This window comes from Spirosoma aureum (assembly GCF_011604685.1).
Classification (GTDB): domain Bacteria; phylum Bacteroidota; class Bacteroidia; order Cytophagales; family Spirosomataceae; genus Spirosoma; species Spirosoma aureum.
Genome location: NZ_CP050063.1, coordinates 8405735 through 8424436 on the forward strand (window position 1 = coordinate 8405735; position 18702 = coordinate 8424436).

Annotated in this window: 14 protein-coding genes; 7 read left to right on the top strand and 7 right to left on the bottom strand. The window is 49.4% G+C overall.

Annotation, left to right across the window (positions count from 1 at the left end; translation table 11 throughout):
* Positions 1 to 22 precede the first annotated feature (22 nt).
* The 3 genes from G8759_RS33635 to G8759_RS33645 form a co-directional block, all read right to left on the bottom strand.
* Positions 23 to 3319: a M4 family metallopeptidase gene (locus G8759_RS33635; protein ID WP_167217883.1), complete on the bottom strand. Its 3297-nt coding sequence runs from the start codon at positions 3317 to 3319 to the stop codon at positions 23 to 25.
* 81 nt (positions 3320 to 3400) lie between these two features.
* Positions 3401 to 3901: an FAD-binding oxidoreductase gene (locus tag G8759_RS33640; RefSeq protein ID WP_167217885.1), complete on the bottom strand. Its 501-nt coding sequence runs from the start codon at positions 3899 to 3901 to the stop codon at positions 3401 to 3403.
* A 194-nt stretch (positions 3902 to 4095) separates the two neighbouring features.
* Positions 4096 to 4602 (bottom strand): histidine phosphatase family protein, encoded by a 507-nt coding sequence (locus tag G8759_RS33645; RefSeq protein ID WP_167217887.1) that lies wholly within the window; start codon positions 4600 to 4602, stop codon positions 4096 to 4098.
* Between the two features lie 299 nt (positions 4603 to 4901).
* Between G8759_RS33645 and G8759_RS36525 the strand changes: the two genes are divergently transcribed.
* From G8759_RS36525 to G8759_RS33655, 3 genes are all read left to right on the top strand, one after another.
* Positions 4902 to 5186: a DUF6970 domain-containing protein gene (locus G8759_RS36525; RefSeq protein ID WP_394353338.1), complete on the top strand. Its 285-nt coding sequence runs from the start codon at positions 4902 to 4904 to the stop codon at positions 5184 to 5186.
* Positions 5187 to 5492: 306 nt separating this feature from the next.
* Positions 5493 to 6260: a carboxypeptidase-like regulatory domain-containing protein gene (locus G8759_RS33650; RefSeq protein ID WP_167217889.1), complete on the top strand. Its 768-nt coding sequence runs from the start codon at positions 5493 to 5495 to the stop codon at positions 6258 to 6260.
* Positions 6261 to 6558: 298 nt separating this feature from the next.
* A complete protein-coding gene (locus G8759_RS33655; RefSeq protein ID WP_167217891.1) occupies positions 6559 to 6996 on the top strand; it encodes an SRPBCC family protein in 438 nt (145 codons plus the stop codon).
* Positions 6997 to 7137: 141 nt separating this feature from the next.
* Here the strand turns inward: G8759_RS33655 and G8759_RS33660 are convergent, their stop codons facing one another.
* Positions 7138 to 7944 (bottom strand): 3-keto-disaccharide hydrolase, encoded by an 807-nt coding sequence (locus tag G8759_RS33660; protein WP_167217893.1) that lies wholly within the window; start codon positions 7942 to 7944, stop codon positions 7138 to 7140.
* 119 nt (positions 7945 to 8063) lie between these two features.
* Between G8759_RS33660 and G8759_RS33665 the strand changes: the two genes are divergently transcribed.
* The 4 genes from G8759_RS33665 (at position 8064) to G8759_RS33680 (ending at position 17138) form a co-directional block, all read left to right on the top strand.
* Positions 8064 to 9965, top strand: a complete 1902-nt coding sequence (locus G8759_RS33665) for a family 16 glycoside hydrolase (protein ID WP_167217895.1) — start codon at positions 8064 to 8066, stop codon at positions 9963 to 9965.
* A gap of 75 nt (positions 9966 to 10040) precedes the next feature.
* Positions 10041 to 12047, top strand: a complete 2007-nt coding sequence (locus G8759_RS33670) for a c-type cytochrome (protein WP_167217897.1) — start codon at positions 10041 to 10043, stop codon at positions 12045 to 12047.
* Positions 12048 to 12290: 243 nt separating this feature from the next.
* Positions 12291 to 15515 (top strand): SusC/RagA family TonB-linked outer membrane protein, encoded by a 3225-nt coding sequence (locus G8759_RS33675; protein WP_167217899.1) that lies wholly within the window; start codon positions 12291 to 12293, stop codon positions 15513 to 15515.
* Between the two features lie 90 nt (positions 15516 to 15605).
* On the top strand, positions 15606 to 17138 hold the full coding sequence (locus G8759_RS33680; RefSeq protein WP_167217901.1) for a SusD/RagB family nutrient-binding outer membrane lipoprotein: 1533 nt from the start codon (positions 15606 to 15608) through the stop codon (positions 17136 to 17138).
* A 74-nt stretch (positions 17139 to 17212) separates the two neighbouring features.
* Here the strand turns inward: G8759_RS33680 and G8759_RS35730 are convergent, their stop codons facing one another.
* From G8759_RS35730 to G8759_RS33695, 3 genes are all read right to left on the bottom strand, one after another.
* On the bottom strand, positions 17213 to 17647 hold the full coding sequence (locus G8759_RS35730) for a hypothetical protein (protein ID WP_197933067.1): 435 nt from the start codon (positions 17645 to 17647) through the stop codon (positions 17213 to 17215).
* Positions 17648 to 17669: 22 nt separating this feature from the next.
* Positions 17670 to 17999: a hypothetical protein gene (locus G8759_RS33690; RefSeq protein ID WP_167217903.1), complete on the bottom strand. Its 330-nt coding sequence runs from the start codon at positions 17997 to 17999 to the stop codon at positions 17670 to 17672.
* A gap of 81 nt (positions 18000 to 18080) precedes the next feature.
* Positions 18081 to 18701, bottom strand: coding sequence for an RNA polymerase sigma factor (locus tag G8759_RS33695; protein WP_197933068.1), 621 nt, complete (start codon positions 18699 to 18701; stop codon positions 18081 to 18083).
* Between the last annotated feature and the right edge of the window lies 1 nt (position 18702).

The window sequence follows — 18702 nt, forward strand, 5'->3', positions numbered from 1 at the left end:
AATGCTGAATCCGGCCATTGAATTACTCCTTCATAACCTTACGGTTCGCCGTTCCGCTGGGGGTCTGTACTTGTAGGAAATAGAGCCCTTTCGGCAAATGCCCAACATCAAGTATGGCCGTTTTCTGACGACCGCGAATGGTCGGTTGCACGACGGTTGCGCCCGTGATTGTTTTAAGCGATATAGTTTCAATCGTTTCAGAAGCAGGCAGTTCGACAGTCAGGGTAGCATTGACGGGGTTTGGATAAACCGATAACGCATCCGACCAGGTTGGCTCAAGGGCTGTAACCGCCAGCACTGTAAACGTACGGTCAACGGGGGTAGCTGCGTAAAACTGTGCGTTCCCATCCTGATAGGCCCGAATCGTAACTGGTCCTATGCCCGTCATTTGCAAGGTTGTTCCGCTCAATTTGGCCGGACCACTCTGGATCAGGAAACTCACGGATAGATTTGACGATGATGTAGCCTTTAGTGTCAGATCGCCCTGATCCGAATAACGGTCAGTAATCGCATCGAACGTAATGGTTTGGGTCGTTTTTGCTGGCAGCGCCCGTGTTGCCTGTGTATACCAGACGGGCCATTTGGCTTCCGTATACAAGACAGTTGCCCCTCCTGATGGTGTCAGTTTATCGGCGCCCAGATTAATGCCCGCTATATCTTCCCGACCATTTGTTTCTACACCGAACACCAGTTTATTATCCAGTCGCGAATAACTGGGAAAGCCTAGTGTATTATTCTCATATACCTGTTTGAGCGCCCCTTTGCTTAGATCGGCAGCCACCACATAATAGCTATCATCGTTCTCATTGAAGTAGTCGAAGGCAATGACGTCGGGGGAATTTTTGGAATACGACGGATTCCCTACGCTTTCGCCATCCTCCAGGTCAGAGAATAGCTTTTCAATGGTGCCATCCGCAAAATCACCCGCTTTATTGTCCCAAACGTTAATGAATCCAACATCCCAGTAATCGATAGTCTCGCCGATGCCGTTCTGAAGCTCATTAAAGGCATCATAGACTATGTTTTCGCCCGTGAAATCCCATTCGAACGAATCGGCATATTTCACTTCACCGGTTTCAACACCCTCCGAATAGGTCGGATTATATAATTTAAACTCTGCCCACTTTTTCTTTGCGTAGCTATACACATAGATTGAGCCATCTTTATCCGCCGTCAAGGCAGCCAGTTTGGTACCATCTTTCGAGATCGCTACGTTATCCCAGATCGTCTCGTCAGAGACCACCGTTTCGGTCGGTGTTCCGGTCAGGTTCACCGACCGAATCCGTTTGTCGGTCGTCACATAATAAGCAAACTTGCCATCGTCGGTTATGCTTGGGCGATGCACCAGACTGCGTGATGTTTTCAGATCGAATTTTGCGGGTTTAACATCTACATTGGTCGAGTAGAGATTGGCATTGGCGGCATCCGACAGCAACAGCAAATCCTGCCCGGCAGCAATAGGTACATCGGGCTGTTTGCCGGGGTCGGGCGAGGTCTGGCCATTATCAACAATACCCACCGCATCGAATGCACTTTTCGCAGCAGCAACTTCAGCCCCTGTTGCTCCGTAAAGATCACCAGCCGCTTTAATAACCGCTAACCGCAAATCAAGGAACTGTGACGTACGAACCAGATAGGTCGTTAATGCCCGATAATAGACCTTTTCGGCTTTATCCTTCGTAATGGCCGTTGCGAATTTGTAGAAGGCAAAATTGGGAATACCGCTGTTGATATGCACCCCGCCGTTATCGCCAGTTGTCTTGTCAAATTGCGACATAGTGGCCGGTTGATAGCCCTCAGGGTCTTTTGCCTTTCCGCCCTGATTTGGGTTAGACATATTTCTAAGTGCTCCCGACGGCAACATAACCGGAGTGGCAATGTCCTCTCCAATCAGCCAATCATCGCGATCGATCATCGCACCAAATACATCTGCCATTGATTCATTGATGGCTCCCGACTGATTTTTATATTGCAGATTAGCCGTATTCTCAATAACGCCGTGCGTCATTTCGTGGCCAGCTACATCTAAACCGCCTGCCAATGGTTTCAATAGCTTACCATTGCCATAAGCCATTACTTTGCCATTCCAGGAAGCATTATCAAGCCCTTTACCATCCTCATCAGCAAGATTTATTACCGAAATCATGGTACCGCCGTTCCCATTCAGGGCATTTCGGTTAAATGTTGTCCGGTAATAGTCGTAAGCAACCCCAGCATTATAGTGAGCCGATATTGCCGTAGGCGACCAGTCCGTATTACTTCCTGACGTGATCTGATAAACTTTCTGATTGTCACCGAACGTATTTTTTGCATCTATTGTCCATAATGCACCCACCGGATTACCCGGCATTTTGGATGTCGCGGCATTGAACATTGGCCTCGACGCATCAATCATGTAGTACAAATTAGCATCCTGATACGTCTGGAAAGAACGCGTTACCCCATTCAAATCCTTCCCCGATGCTTTCGTGGGGCCAATGAACATACAGGTATTATCGTACTTATCGATCACTTCGCCCGTCTGAGCATCAATTACATACTGCCAACGTTCAAGTATATTTGGGCGAACTGTCAGTTGATAGGCCAGCTTAGCGCCACTCGTGGTCATAAATACGCACAAATCGCCTTCTGTCGGCTTCATATTCAGGATATTATCACCAAATGTGCGAACGTTCGATGTCTTTCGGACGTCGACTAATGCTCGTTCAGATGCATCGGTTAGAGCCAGCTTTGGCGTTGTTGACAGCCCATCGGGCACGGGTTGATACCGGCCGTTCAGCAGTGTAACCTCACCATCGGTCAGGTGAGCAACAAGTTCAGAACCCAGAACCGGCACCCCCGCATGCGTCTGCGTCAGTCGAACGTGCATCTGCCCAAGGTCATCGGTTTCGGTGCGGGCAACGGTGAAATTAGCCTGAGGATTCTCAAGCTTTAACAGCCCCTTGATCTGCCCCATGAACTGGTAAGTCACAGATGCAGCGGCTGCCGCCGACAATCGCGCTCCGCCGTTTTTCGATTGGCCAGCAATCGCTGATTTTGGCAGTTTTCTCTCGATAAAAACGGGGAGCCCCGTCACTGAATCACGAACGACACGCAGATGCATCGCCTGCGTGGTCAATCGTGCACCAGCTACTCCTCCACCTACTAGCTGACGACCAGCCTGATGGGTAGGAGCCGGTACAACGACTGCATTCAGCCGTGCGGCCAGACCGGGTTTGGATGATGTAGTTTTATACTTCCGGCCAAAGCCAGCGTCGGGTTGCTGGGCCATTGCGACCGTAGCGGTCAGTAGCGATAAAACCAGTAAATGTCGTTTCATAACCGTTTGTGGTTTGTTGTTTTCAGTTCATGTGATACAGTCCATCGTTTAGATTTCGGTCATCAGCCCGGTAAACTGATTCTATTTCAGCCGTAACGATGCAGGAATCATAGTCATAAAGGAGTCGTAAAACTTTTGATAATTGGCAGGTACAGTCTTCCCCGGTATCCCCCAGGTAACTTTATAGGCCTTTTTCCCTTTTTGCCACTGAACGAACCGGTATGTATTGCCGGGATTGTCAAAATGGGTCGTCTTGATTTTGCAGTTGCTTTCCACCGTTTTAAATACACGCTTTGTATTGGCTGCCGTTTGTTTGGCGATGAGCGTAAACGTGGTATCACGGCTGCGTCGACCAAAAAGCTGCCCATTATCGAGCAGGTAATACGTCGTTGAAAAGCCGGTAAAACCACCGCCACTACCCACCGCTATCTGACGGCCCGTGTAGGTAACCGGTGTAACCGCCCGAGTCGTTTTTTTTAGCACTACGGGCACTTTCCCGGAGGCAGCTTTAGTCGGCTGCGCCTGAGCAGAAAGTACGCCCGCACCAATCAGGCATATTATCAGGATAACGAATCGTTGCATGAGCAAATAATTGACTTCTGCTAACTGTATGAACAAAGGTATACGTCGGTATCAGTGCCGTCAATACTGCATTTGTATGATTTGATCAAGACACAGGTTGAGACGTCATATAATAGCTACCAACTGTGAGTCTGGTGATTCACCAGGTTTGCGGCTAATCAGAGGAAGTCGTTACGAAAGTATCGGAATGATACTTATGGAGAAGTAATTTGCCCGTAGGTTGTTTGTGAAAGGTCAACAGACTTACGGAACGGTCCACGATGAATGCGTACCTTCAGCAGATTATCAAAATCACCGGCCTCAATTTTGGTCATGGTTGGCCGGGCTCCCAATCCTTTCGCAATCTCCAGAATCGTGTTACTGTGTCCGGCCACCACAACCGTTTTGTTTCGAATTCGGCTAACCCGATCCGCAATGGCCTCAATCGGTTTAGGTGGGTAATTCACAACGTTAACGCCGATTCGTTTTGCCAATGGTTCAACGGTCTGGCGAGTGCGTCGAAACGGGGTCGAAAAAATAGAATCGATACCCCGGCCTGCCAGCGTGTCGGCCAGTGCCGCTGCTCGTGCAAAACCCGCCGGACTCAAATCGGTTGAATCGGTTTCATCAACCTTTTCGCCATGGCGAACAATATAAACAGTAGTTGTCGAGCAGCTCGCCAGTATTGTCAATAAGGCAAAAGAGAGTAGAGTTGAACGCATGGGTATCATGGGGTTATAAGCACAATGATACAAAAAAGCCGTTGATAGGTATGTGCAAGTCTCTATTTCTGAATCCTGCCAGCATTCTGGTAGAGCCGATAAATAGCTATGATTTTGTTTGTCGATCGATAACTCTACCAGAAGACCAATAACAAACCATTCCAACCGTTTCGGCACAACGGGAATCCTGTCATTAACAGGGAGTTGTCACTAAAAAACCACCTGTTTCCACCATGAAAATTCAGCTTCAACCTCTCGCTTTCCTTGGTTTAATCTCTCTGGGGCTTATAAACAACGAAATGCCTAAGGGAATACCGGCCTGTATTGAGAAGTTGATTATTCAAACAAAAAGCCAACCACCGTGGACTCCACGAGCCAAAATATATTGTTATTCCTACAAGGGTAAAACTGTCTATTATCTCTCGTCGAGATGCTGCGACATACCCAGCACTCTGTTTGACAAAAGCGGTAATGTGCTTTGTTTGCCACAAGGCGGCTTTACGGGTTCGGGCGATGGGAAATGCACTGACTTTTTTACCTCCCGATCCAATGAACGGTTAATCTGGGAAGACACCAGAAAATAACTGATCAGGTTGGGGACATGCCACTAGTACGTTTGAAAGCCAGAGCACTACAGTTTGATTTTGAACGATTCGACAGTCATAGTGTATCATGAAAACAATACGACATAAATAGTACTTAACTATGGTTATTTGTATCAGGACTTGCGCAAAAAGCTGTGCCACGGTTTGATTTATCCCGATAGGTAACCGTGGCACAGCTTTTTGCGCAAGTCCTGTGTATATTAGCCAGCGTTTTGTGTAACGTTGCGTACTTCCAACTAAAGATATCAACAATCAGTATTAGACTAAATCCCAACTGCCCAACGTATGCGAAGCCTCACGATTCAGATTCCGCAGCCGTGTCATGAACGCTGGAGCGAGATGCAGCCGACCGAACAGGGGCGGTTTTGCGCCAGTTGCCAGAAAACAGTAGTCGACTACACGACCCTCTCCGATCAGGAATTAGTCCGGTTGCTTAGCCAGCCGACCGAAACAACCTGCGGGCGTTTCCGTAATGAGCAACTAAACCGTCCATTGGCCTTATCATCGTCGGTTAACCTCCCTATCTGGCGGCATTGGATTGGCTTATTAACCATGGGTTTGTTCGGCTGGCAAACGGCGCGGGCTCAATTGAATCAAACCAGTAATCTGACGCAGACAACCGCAGTAAAGACCAGTTACCCGGTAACAGCGCTTCCTATTCGGGCCGCTATTGGGGGCTCCTTTACCGAGCTGACTGTTACCGGAAAAGTAATGTGCATGGATTCCAGCGGCAATCTATTGCCAGCTGCTAAGACTAACATATTTGTCGGGCGACCGGGAAAGAACTGGCAAACACAAACGGATAGTACCGGTGCATTTACCCTATCGGTTTCGATTCCCATGCAAGCCACAGAATTTACCCTCTCAACATTGGCACCATACCATCCTCCCGAAAAAACAACCTTCCAGGCAACTCCATCGACTACCTCAATTGTGCTGAATGATATTATACTACGCGAACCACAACAGAGAATCAATATCACAGGGGGTGGAATGGCTATTATAAAAACACCTTCCCGCTGGCAGAAATTTAAACGCAAATTATTTCACTAGGACTTTGGCTTCGAGCCGTAGAGCCGTACCACGGTTATCAGGAGCAGCATTAGTAACCACCGTCCGCGGCTGCGGTGGCACGGCTCTACGGCTCGAAGCCAAAATTCTATTCACTAAGGCTGGGAAATCGCAGAAAAATTGATCCCAATTTCGATTGTATTAGCCCACAAAGTATATGACTTTCAGATTACCAAATGGTACGTTCATACAAACGCTATTCGTTCTTTTTTAGTTAACCTATTGACAGGCAACCGATAAACTATCGGTTCGTTATACGCACATTAGCCAACTAACTAAAATGAGCGAATTTGTGGTCAGGAAGAACGTGAGAATTAAAGCGGCTCCTGCTGTGGTCTGGGATGCGCTGACCAATCCAGAGAAAACAAAACAATATTTTTTCAACTGCGAAGTTTTCTCCGATTGGGAGGTTGGTAGCACCATCCTTTTTACGGGCAGAATGTTCCTCATCAAAAAAGTGGAGTTCAAGGGGCAAATCCTGAAGATTGAGCCGGAACGACTTTTACAATACACACTAACAAACGAAGAGGATGATATTGACTCTTCCAGTTTTTCGACAGTGACCGATGAATTGACCTACGAAAATGGCGAAACAATTCTGTCGATTACAGATGATGTAGGCGAAGGTAAAGGAGCTGAAGATCGCTTTAAACGATCACAAAAAGGTTGGGATAAACTACTGGAGGGCCTAAAAGAAGTAGTAGAAAAACAATCCTGAAAAAATACTATCGTTCAGGTAGCACCAAAACAACAACGTGCAAACAGAGTCGATGATGAGCCTGTTTGCACATTGTCAGTCAAACTAAAAAAGTAACAGCTGCCAACCCAACTGGATTTGGAGCCATAGTGAGTCGATCCGTTACAACTCGCGCACCCAGATATTACGGAAACCAACCGGGTTGCCATGATCCTGAAGCAGAATCGGACCAGCGCCGTGAGCCTGAACCTTCGGATAACCAATGTACTCGGTCGTGCCACGAATCGCTACATGGTTTTGTACCAGAATTCCATTCAGTAACACCGTTACGTAGGCGAAATCGACCATCAGACCGGCTTTGTTAAAGCGAGGTGCCTGATAAATAACGTCATAGGTTTGCCACTCACCCGGCTTACGACTTGGGTTTGCCAATGGGATCGCCTGTTTGTAGATCGACCCAACCATCCCATTCACATACGTAGGGTTGTTGTAGTTGTCGAGAACCTGTAATTCATAACGTCCTTGTAAAAAGACACCACTGTTGCCCCGGCCCTGGCTATTTCCCTCTACTTTTTCGGGTGTTTTGAATTCAAGGTGAAGTTGAAAATCGTTAAACTCCTTCTTGGAGCGAGCCGAAAAGCCTTTCGTTGAATACATCACACCATCCTGTACTGGCCATTTTAGGGGGCCTTCGTTGGTTTTTTCCCAACTGGCTGGTGCATAGCCTTTAATGGCTACCCATTCGTCGGTATTCTTACCATCAAACAGTATAATGGCGTCGGAAGGGGGCGTTGTGCCACTCGTATTTGCAGAGATAGTACCGGGGGTTACTACGGGCGGTACAGGCTCCCAAATTTCGGTAGACTGGGGCGTTTGTTTGCTGGGTTCAGTCTGAGCCAAAGCCGAATGGGTAAGCGCTAAACCAACGATACCAACGCAAAAAGCGAGCGATAACGGAGCATTTTTCATGGAAATGTAAAGGGATTAATGAATTCGCCAATAAAACCCTCAAAGATAGAGCAATTGCCGAATCACATCCTTTTGTAGGGAAAAAATGGTAAATTTCGAGCCAAAAATTACAAACATACATGTCAAAACCAACTACTACAGCACGCTTCCGCTGGCTGTTGGGCATCGGCTGGATCGTCGGAACAGGGTTAACTCTGGCTCAACCTGTTCCAACGCCTGGTACACCTATTCTACTCAATGATCTGAGCGCGTTTAAACCAGCAACGCAAAACTGGCAAATTGTTGGTACTACCCGCGCTGAACTGAACAAACCGAATACCATCACCACGGAGAAAGGGACGGGTGAGCTAGCCAACGTTCCACTCGCCAAAGCGCCCGAAGATCCAAAAAATCCATATAAATATAACCTGTTCACGATCATGGAACACGGTGATATCGATCTGGAACTGGACTATATGATTGCCTCGAAATCAAATTCCGGGGTCTACCTTCAAGGGCGTTATGAAGTGCAGCTGTTCGATAGCTGGGACAACAGCGGCTGGGACCTCCACAGCCCGCGCGTTGTTGACAATGGTTCGATCTATGAACGCTGGGACCCGAAACGGCCTGAAGGACAGAATGGTTACGAAGGCCATCCGGCCCGCCAGAATGCCAGCCGGGCTCCTGGCTTGTGGCAACACCTGAAAATCTCATTTCAGGCTCCGCGCTTCAATGCAAACGGACAGAAGACCGAAAATGCCCGGATGATCCGTGTGGAATTGAACGGTGTAGTCATTCACGAAGATGTTGAGTTGACCGGACCAACCCGTGCAGCTGGTTTCGACGATGAGAAACCACTCGGCCCAATCATGCTTCAGGGCGATCATGGCCCCGTAGCCTTTCGCAATATTCGGTACATATCGTACGACAAACCACGTCCCGAATTACTGAATCTGAAGTATGCAATCTACAAAGGCAAGTACGAAAAAGAACCGGAATACGACAAAACAGCTCCGGAATCAGAAGGTGCCTCAAAAGTACTGACTTCATCGGTAAGCCGTATTCCAAACGAATTTCTGATTCGCTATACGGGTACGATAAGGATTGCAGAACCGGGTGAATACCGCTTTAACCTGGGCGTTCCAGGTGGGGGTGGCATGCTGAAAATCAACAACCAGTCAGTAGTGGCACCTGATGGTAGAGGCAATAGAGGCAAAATTACATTGCCCAAAGGCGATCTGCCTTTTGAACTGTTTTATTCCAAATTTGTCGGCTGGTTTCAACCTTCACTGGGCCTAAGTGTTGCCGGACCGGGTATTCGCGAATACCTCATCAGCGATTCCGTTGGGGGAAATAGCGACGATGCAGACCCAATCCTGATCGAAGCCTCTACGAATACTATTCTGCGCAGCTTTATGGATCTTCCCGGCGATAAAAATACGCAGGGGAAAACCATTCGCGTTACGCATGGCATTTCGGTAGGCAGCCCGGAACAGGTCCACTACACCTATGATCTGGACAAAGGGGCCGTGGTACAGGTATGGCGTGGCCTGTTTCTGGATGCGACTCCTATGTGGCATGACCGGGGCGATGGTTCATCGCGCCCGCTCGGTATGGTACAACGCATGGGCGCGCCGGTACTTTTCCTGACCAAACTGGCATCGCCACAGGCCAATTGGGTAACCGATACAACCGGTTCTGGCTACCGCCCGAAAGGCTATGTCCTCGATGGTAGTGATCGGCCTACGTTCCGCTATCAGAGCTATGGCAGTATAGTTGACGATAAAATTCGGGTGCTGGAAGCCGGACAGGGCATTAAGCGCGAAGTAACAATAGCCACTCCTGCCGACAATCTCTACGCCCGGCTGGCCAGTGGTAGTGTTATCAGCCCTCTGGAAAACGGCATGTATCTCATCGATGGACAGGAATACCTGCGTATCGACGATGCTGGCGGAGCAAAACCGATTGTTCGGGAATCTAACGGCCAGAAAGAATTACTTGTGCCCGTGAAAGGCAAATTGACCTATTCGATCTTGTTTTAACCGGTTTACGGCATTCGGTATGGTTTAGTGTGATTTATTCAGCGCTATCAATCAGCCCGTGCCTATCCCCAGATTATGAAAAAGCTATTGACAACCCTCTTCGCTATTGCCAGCCTGACAGCGGTTAAGGCGCAGGAATCGCCTAAAGAGGAAGATTTTTTTAAGATTCTGAAAGTAACAGCTCCTGAAGGTACGCTGCTCGAAGTGGGCGGCCTGACGGTTCTACCCGACGGTAGCTTAGGTGTAGCAACGCGCCGGGGCGATGTCTGGATTGTGGAAAATCCAACGAGTCGTAAGCCTTTCTTCCGCAAGTTTGCCTCCGGTCTCCACGAGATTCTGGGTCTTACCTATAAAGATGGAGCCCTTTATTGCGCCCAGCGCGGTGAATTGACCAAAATGGTCGATACAAATAAAGACGGGAAAGCCGATGTTTTCGAAACTATTTATGCCTGGCCGCTGTCGGGGCATTACCACGAATACAGCTTCGGGCCAAAAATTGCACCCGATGGGACATTTTTTGTCACCGCCAATGTAGCCTTTGGCGATGAAGAATGGTGGCGGGGTGAAAGCCGAGTTCCCTGGCGGGGCTGGACCATGAACATTACCGAAAGCGGTACCATGCAGCCCTGGGCTACCGGAATGCGTTCCCCCTGCGGATTAGGTATCTACGATGGTCAGCTGTTTTACGCCGATAACCAGGGCGACTGGATGGGATCGGGCGGTATTGTCCACGTCAAAAAAGGAGCGTTCGTAGGTCATCCGGCGGGTTTACGCTGGACCGGCATGGCTAATTCGCCGGTTAAGCTCACTCCCGAACAGTTTTACGCCAAAATTGACGAACGTCGGCGTAGAGACGAGAATGGCCGGGCCATTAAACCCGAAAACGTGGTCAACGAAACACCAGCATTGCTCTATAGCATGAAAGAGCAATTTCCAAGTGCCGATATTCAGACGCCCGCCGTTTGGTTGCCTCATGGTATTCTTGGCATTTCGAACTCCGAAATTGTGGAAATTCCACAGGGAGCCTTTGGCCCATTCGAAGGCCAGTTGCTGGTCGGCGATCAGGGCATGAGCAAAATTTCGCGGGTGTTCATGGAGAAAGTGAACGGCGAATACCAGGGCGGAGCCATTGAATTTCGGAATGGTTTCCGGTCGGGGGTTTTGCGGATGGCCTGGGGTAAAGACGGCTCTCTGTTTGTGGGCGAAACCAACCGTGGCTGGGGATCGGCTGGTGAAGCCAATGAAGGACTGCAACGACTGGCATGGAATGGCACGATGCCCTTTGAGATGCGGACGGTGAAGGCCATGCCCGACGGTTTCGAAGTAGAATTTACCAAACCTGTCGATCGCAAATCGGCCGAAGATCTCGCATCGTATCGGGTTGAAAGTTTTATTTACAAATACCATTCCGTCTACGGTAGTCCAACAATCAACAAGGAAGCCCTTCCGATCAAAGGCGTAAAAGTATCGGCCGATGGCCTGAAAGCCCGGCTAATTGTTGGTGATCTGCGCAAATACTACATTCACCAGCTAACGCTTGATGGCGTCCGGGGCGAAGAGGGTTCCTACTCTCTCGTCCATCCGATTGCCTACTACACACTGAATAATATTCCCGATGGTCAGAAGCTGGCACTTAGCGAAGTAAGTACGAAAAACTCAGCGATGGCTCCCGTAACAACACCGGCAGCTCCCCCAACTGCGGATAAAAAGGTGGTTCCGGCCAAAAAGCCTGTTACGGGTGGCAAGCCTAAACTGGTCGAAGGTCAGGCCGTTACGATGGCCAAAGCACCAACTTACGAAGAAGTGAAAGGATTATTAACCCGCCATACGTGCGCAGCCTGTCACCAGGCGAACAAACGTCAGGTAGGGCCTGCTTTTTCGGATGTTGCCAAACGCAAATACACCAATGACCAGATCGTGGATTTGATCTATAGTCCGAAACCGAAAAACTGGCCGGACTACGCGACAGAAATGCCGCCCATGCCACAGGTTCCTAAAGCTGATGCCCTGAAAATTGCAGCCTGGATTAATTCGCTGGGTGCATCGGCGAAGAGCGAAGCTGCTGGTGAACCAAAGCCATAGACTATAACGGTCAAGTTGGCATAAACCAAAGAGTACATACTTAACAAAAAAGCCTGATCGATTGGTCAGGCTTTTTTCATTTAGATGTAGTAAAAACGAGCAAAATTCATTGATTCTTTAGTAACAAATACTCAAAATACATAGTAGATGGGGTTTATATAGGCCTTTTAAGAGAATAGAAGTCAGGCAAGATTACTTTGTTCTATTTGAATACATGATTATAAAACCAATTCTTATCCTCTGATGAAACACTATCTACTCACCAAAGGCGGTCTACTTAGCTTACTGCTATGTGCCGTTTTTCTACTCATCAACGTAGCCCACGCGCAGGACCGCCGGGTTACGGGTCGCGTCGTATCGAGTAAAGACCAGCAGGCCATTCCGGGCGTGAACATCCTTATCAAAAATACACAGACAGGTACAACAACCGATGCCAATGGAAACTTCTCATTAAATACCCCGCCCAATGCTACACTGGTTATCAGCGCCATTGGTTTTACGGGTCGGGAAATAGCCGTCGGTAATCAATCGCAGGTGAACGTAACGCTTCAGGAAGGCGAACAGAACCTGAACGAAGTAGTCGTTACGGCACTGGGTATCAAGAAGGAAGCGAAACGCTTAGGCTACGCGACTGCGATTGTGACGCCCGAGCAGGTTACTACCAACCGTACGGTTAACTTCATGAATGCCCTACAGGGTAAAATTGCTGGGGTGAACATTTCCAGCCTTGGTACGGGCGCAGCCGGTACGAGTAAAATCCGGATTCGGGGTCAATCGTCCTTTTCGGGTCAGAATAGCCCGCTTATCGTGGTGAATGGCGTACCGATCGATAACACCAACTTTGGTCAGAACAACGGTAACGCCGGTAGCGACAACTCCATTGCCAGCCGAAACGGCGATAACTACTCCGATGGTGGCGACGGTCTGTCGTCGATAAACCCCGATGACATCGAAGGAATGACGGTTCTGAAAGGAGGCACAGCTGCCGCTCTCTATGGCTCACGGGCCAAAGACGGTGCCATTCTGATTACCACCAAAACCAAAGGAATTGGTCAGGGCATTGGCGTGACGTACAACTCGAACTTCACGACTGATCACCCGCTGGACTACACTGATTACCAGTACGAATACGGCCAGGGTGAATACGGCGTTCGGCCAACGGCACCCAACCCAACATCTGGCGTATGGAGCTTCGGCGAGAAGTTCAACGGTCAGACACAGGTACTTTTCGGTGGCGTAACCGTACCTTACCAGCCCGTTCGTAACCGGATCAATACGTTTTACCGGGATGGATCGACCTGGACAAATTCGATTTCGATTTCAACCGGTAGTGATCGGGGCGGTTTGAATCTGTCGCTTTCGAATCTGGATAATAAAGGTATTACGCCGAACAACACGTTCAATCGAAAAACGATCAATCTGGGCTTCAGCTATAATCTTTCGCCCAAGCTGAGCGTTACCGGCTCGATCAATTACTCGAACGAGTATAATAAAAACCCACCTCAGATTGCCCAGCAGGACAACAGTACACCAACGGTAATTTACACGCTGGCCAACTCGATGCCGCTCGATGTGCTAGAAGCAAACCAGATCAATCCAACAACTGGCAACGAGTTTGTTTACTCGCGGTTCATGAACCGGACGAATCCGTACTTTGTAATGAACTATAAGTTTGAGAATATTCGCCGGGATCGTCTGTTTGGCAATATTTCAGCTCGCTATAATTTTACGGATTGGCTCTATCTACAAGGCCGCGTTGGGCAGGATTACTGGTCACGCGATCAGGACTACAACTTCCCAACGGGCCAGGCTTCGCTGGCAGCGGCACCCGCTGGTTTTGTGAACGGACGTTACGTGCAGGAAGCCCGCCGATTCCGCGAATTAAACACCGACTTCCTGATTGGTGCCAATCGTAAGTTTGGTGTACTGGGCATCGACCTGACCGTGGGCGGTAATCAGCTCTATCGCCGGAGCGATCTGAATAGCGTTATGGCAACCGATTTTATTGTTCGGGGCTTGTATGTTCCACAGAACGGTCGTGTAAAAGATCCGCTGTATGGCCTTAGCGAACGGAAAGTAAACTCCTTGTATGCAGCGGCCGAATTCTCGTTTAAAGATGTTTTGTTCCTGAACGGAACGATCCGGAATGACTGGTTCTCGACCCTCGCCCCGGCGAATAGAAGCATTCTGTATCCATCGGTCACAGGAAGTTTCGTCTTTTCACAAGCCTTCAATAATTTACCAGCCTGGTTGAACTTCGGAAAACTTCGGGCGGCCTACGCTGAGGTCGGTAGTGACGGTGATGTAGCGCCTTATTCGAACAACCTGTTCTACGCTGTTGCTGCAAACCTCTTTCCAAATCCTGCCGGAGCAGGCCAGCCTGTAGGCAATATCACATCCAACACTGTACCAAGTGCCACCCTCAAACCAAGTCGGGTCGCTGAGGCTGAAGTTGGGTTGGAGTTAAAGATGTTTAACAACCGCGTGGGCTTAGATCTGGCCTTCTACAACAAAATCACAAGCGATCAGATCGTTGCGGCACAGACCTCCGATGCATCAGGCTATACCAGCGCGTTGATCAACAGTGGCCAGAGCAGAAACCGGGGCGTTGAAGTATTATTAAACCTCTCCCCCGTCCGGACGAAGGATTTCTCCTGGGACGTAACGCTGAATGGTTCGTATAATAAGACGAAACTGCTCAAACTTCTGACCGACGACGACGGAACACCCGAAAAGGATTATAACAAGGATAAGCAAGCCGATCAGATTGTAGTCGGCACAGGAATTTACGTTGGTGAACTCCGGCAGGTAGTTGGCCAGGAATTGGGTCAACTATTCACCTACGGTTATGCAAGAGACGCCCAGGGACGGATTATCCACGGCAGCGATGGCATACCGAACCGTACACCAGCTCCAATTTCGCTTGGTTCAGCGCTACCCAAATACGTCGGTGGCATTACCAACACCTTTAACTATAAAGGTCTAAACTTATCGTTCCTGATCGACTTCAAACTGGGCGGTAAGATGATTTCGGGTACTAACCTGAATGCGTTCCGGCATGGTTTGCAAAAAGAAACCCTGGTTGGTCGGGGTGAAGCAGACAACAAAATGGTTGGTGTTGGTGTGAATGATAAAGGCGAGGTCAATGCAGTTCGGGCATTTGTACAGGATTACTATTCGGTTGGGCGCTCGAAAAGCCTTGGCGAACAGGTTCTTTACGATGCTGGCTTATGGAAACTTCGTCAGATCAGCATTGGCTATGATTTCACCAAGTTTCTACCCAAAACGTTGTTTATCAAGGGCGTTCGTTTGAGCGCCGTGGCCAACAACGTAGCAGTCCTGAAAAAATGGGTGCCCAACATCGACCCTGAACAATTCGGTTTCAGCTCTGATAACCTGATTGGTCTGGAGTCAACGGGATTGCCCATCACCCGCAGTATTGGTTTCAACCTGAATGTTAGATTTTAAAAGAGGTTCATGGCTTTCATCGTTTACAAGTGCACACGAAAATTAGAGGGTAAAAGCGCTCTGAAAGTCAAACCCAAAAACTCTTCAACAATGAAAAAGACACTTATTTATATTCCACTTGTTGCCTGTCTGGTTAGCTTAAGCGGTTGCGAGAAAGGGTTCGACCAGCTCAATACCAACCCGACTGCCGCTACAGCGCTGAATCCGGTCTTTACGTTCAACAACGCGATCATAAACACCTCCTATCCGGGAGGCATGCTCATCTTCGAGGAGCCGATCGTTCAGCAGATGTTTTCACCGAATTCCGGTATCCTGTCCGGGGGGAATTTCAACATCGATAACCGGGGTTCAGCCGGTGCAAACGCACAGCTCTGGCAACGCTATTTCCGGGATAACATCCGCTATCTGGTCGATGTGCTAGCCAAAACCAAAACGGATGCCAACCGAAGCAATCTGTACAATATGACTCGCATCTGGAAGGCCTTGGCGTCGATGGTGCTGACCGATACGTATGGCGATATTCCCTATACCGAAGCTGGACTGGGCTATTTGAGTGCAAACGTTACGCCTAAATACGACACGCAGGAAAGTATCTATAACGATCTCATTAAGGAGCTTACGGAGGCTACAGCCGCACTGGATGCAACGAAACCTACAGAAGCTGGCGAGATTATGTATGGTGGCGACATTGCCAAATGGAAAAAATTAGGCAATTCGGTGCTGCTTCGGGTCGGTATGCGCCTGTCGAAAGTTAACCCGACGCTGGCACAGTCAACCGTACAGAAAGCCGTAGCGGGTGGGTTAATGCAGTCAAATGCCGATAACTGCGCCGTTCGCAATAATGCCAACTATCAGAATTCGGTGGGCGGTACGCTCAACTCAACCGAAGCAGCGAACTATTACCTGACGGGTGCTTTTGTCGATTACCTGAAATCAACGTCAGATCCTCGATTGGCCTCCATTGCTGTTCGCTACGTGGGTGCTAAAAGTGGTCCGGAACAAACAGCCGCCAAAGCTAACCGTGATCCGGCGGTACAGATCGGTATGCCTCTTGGCTACGATAACGGGACAATTCCAGCCAAAGCTATTGCCGATGGCCTGGCCAGTTTCTATGACTACTCACAACTGGATCGTACCCGAATGGGAGCTTTTACGGCGCCCTGCTTTCTGGTAACCTACGCCCAGACCCAGTTGCTCCTGGCTGAAGCCGTCCAACGCGGCTGGACAACAGGCAGTGCTGCCGATTTTTATAATGCAGGTGTAACGGCTCACATGAAGCAACTCGGCGACTATGATGCAACATCCCTCGTGTCAGATGCGAACATTGCCGCTTATTTACAGAAGAACCCTTACGTGGCAGCTCGTGGACTGGAGCTTATCAACACGCAATACTGGGTTGCCTCGTTCCTGAACGGGCCCGAAGCGTTTGCGAATTTCCGCCGGAGTGGTTTCCCAGCCCTTAAGCCGAACCCCTATCCAGGTAAAGAAATAAAAGGCAATTTCATTAACCGACTGAGCTACCCCGATTCAGAGATTTCGGTCAATCAGGCCAAAGTAAACGAAGCTATAGCACGCCAAGGCCCCGACAACCTCGACACCCGCGTTTGGTGGGATAAGCAGTAGGCAGCGAGCAGTTGGCACTAAAACAGCGAAGACCGGCCATAATGGCCGGTCTTCGCTGTTTTTATAGCTCACATTCAGCTGACAGAGGATTTGGACTCGTCCTGCTGAGGAGGCTCGTCAAACGGTGGCGAACCCCAGCGGCCCCGCCCCCAGCTACGGCAACGGTCGCGCCATTGCTGCTTCATCTGATCGCGCTGTTCGGGCGTCATCTGCTTCCAGCGTTCGGCCATTTTCTGCTTCCATTCACGGCGGCCACGGCCAAATCCGCCCCGATCCCAGCCGTTTTCACCGCGCCAGTCGTATCCACGGGGGCCACCTCTAAATCCTCCAAAAAGAATACGGCTGAGTACCAGCAGGCCCAATGCCTGCCCAAACGTAATAGCCGATACGCCCAGAATCTCCGGCAATAAAGCATTCCAGAGCGTCATGACGACCAGGCCAGCCAGTCCGACAAAAACTATTGCGAAGCCGAGGAAGCGTAGTCCCCGACGAAACCAGAATCGTCTCATTTCTTATTCATCTAAAAATCTTTTACTCCTGATCAGGCACTGGGGTCGGAGTGCCCGGCTTTAACCGATGCTCCAAATGACGCCCATTGTTCAATCGTTCATTATGCTGACGCCACCCATGATGCCAGTAAGGTCGACCATAGCCATAATGGCCATGATGCCCGAACCCGCCACCAAATCCAAACAGCAATCGGGCCAGGACAAACAAACCCAACGCCTGTACAAATCGAAGCCGGGGGCCGTTAAACAACGACGGAACCAGCCAGTTCCAAAGCCGCATGACTACATACGTTGCTAACAGAAACAAGCCAATACCAAGCAGGGCAAAGCCGATTACTTTTAAGATTATCATGGTTTCCAAGGGTTAAATTAGTGAATTAGTGATTGAGTGACTAAAGCAGCAGCGATTTTCTGTTCAGGCTCTGACCTACGTTCACTCATTGAAAAAATCGTCGTACAAATCCCGTAGCCGTTCCCGAAGGTGCAGTACGGCATATCGCTTCCGCGACAGTAGCGTATTCACAGAAACGCCCCATTCAGCGGCCATATCCTTGAAGTTTCGCCCTTCCAGTTCGTGCTGAACAAACACCTCGCGCTGATCAGCTGGTAGTTCGGCCAGGGCTTCGGTCAGCGCATCCATCAGCGTTTCGCGAAAAAATTCGCTTTCCGGCCCCGAATCATCAGCCACCGCCAGCCACTCGCCAAGGACCGGTGCATCTTCGTCATCATCAGTATAGTTCGACGTATCGAGTGAAACAGTGCGCATCCCATTTGGTTGACTTTTACGATACCAGTCGCTGATTTTGTTACGAGCTACCGAAAATAGCCACGATGCAACCCGTTCAATGGGCTTTGCTAACTGATAAGCCTCTGTCAGTTCGACGAACACATCCTGTAACACATCCTCGGCCTCGTCGGGGTCGGGCAATCGGCGTCGAATAAACGCCAGCAGCCGTCCGCGCTCCTTGCGGACCGTTTCACCAAGTTGCTGTGGCGTATTACGCTCAGTTGCCTTAACAGTTGACGATGGTGTTTTAATGAGAGTAGTATCCACG

Excerpts from the sequence above, each read along its gene's own strand:
- G8759_RS33650 (WP_167217889.1), top strand. The coding sequence starts at position 5,493 with ATGCGAAGCCTCACGATTCAGATTCCGCAGCCGTGTCATGAACGCTGG.
- G8759_RS33670 (WP_167217897.1), top strand. The coding sequence starts at position 10,041 with ATGAAAAAGCTATTGACAACCCTCTTCGCTATTGCCAGCCTGACAGCG.
- G8759_RS33665 (WP_167217895.1), top strand. The coding sequence starts at position 8,064 with ATGTCAAAACCAACTACTACAGCACGCTTCCGCTGGCTGTTGGGCATC.
- G8759_RS33680 (WP_167217901.1), top strand. The coding sequence starts at position 15,606 with ATGAAAAAGACACTTATTTATATTCCACTTGTTGCCTGTCTGGTTAGC.
- G8759_RS33645 (WP_167217887.1), bottom strand. The coding sequence starts at position 4,602 with ATGCGTTCAACTCTACTCTCTTTTGCCTTATTGACAATACTGGCGAGC.
- G8759_RS36525 (WP_394353338.1), top strand. The coding sequence starts at position 4,902 with ATGCCTAAGGGAATACCGGCCTGTATTGAGAAGTTGATTATTCAAACA.
- G8759_RS33660 (WP_167217893.1), bottom strand. The coding sequence starts at position 7,944 with ATGAAAAATGCTCCGTTATCGCTCGCTTTTTGCGTTGGTATCGTTGGT.
- G8759_RS33655 (WP_167217891.1), top strand. The coding sequence starts at position 6,559 with ATGAGCGAATTTGTGGTCAGGAAGAACGTGAGAATTAAAGCGGCTCCT.
- G8759_RS33675 (WP_167217899.1), top strand. The coding sequence starts at position 12,291 with ATGAAACACTATCTACTCACCAAAGGCGGTCTACTTAGCTTACTGCTA.
- G8759_RS35730 (WP_197933067.1), bottom strand. The coding sequence starts at position 17,647 with ATGAGACGATTCTGGTTTCGTCGGGGACTACGCTTCCTCGGCTTCGCA.
- G8759_RS33640 (WP_167217885.1), bottom strand. The coding sequence starts at position 3,901 with ATGCAACGATTCGTTATCCTGATAATATGCCTGATTGGTGCGGGCGTA.
- G8759_RS33690 (WP_167217903.1), bottom strand. The coding sequence starts at position 17,999 with ATGATAATCTTAAAAGTAATCGGCTTTGCCCTGCTTGGTATTGGCTTG.
- G8759_RS33635 (WP_167217883.1), bottom strand. The coding sequence starts at position 3,319 with ATGAAACGACATTTACTGGTTTTATCGCTACTGACCGCTACGGTCGCA.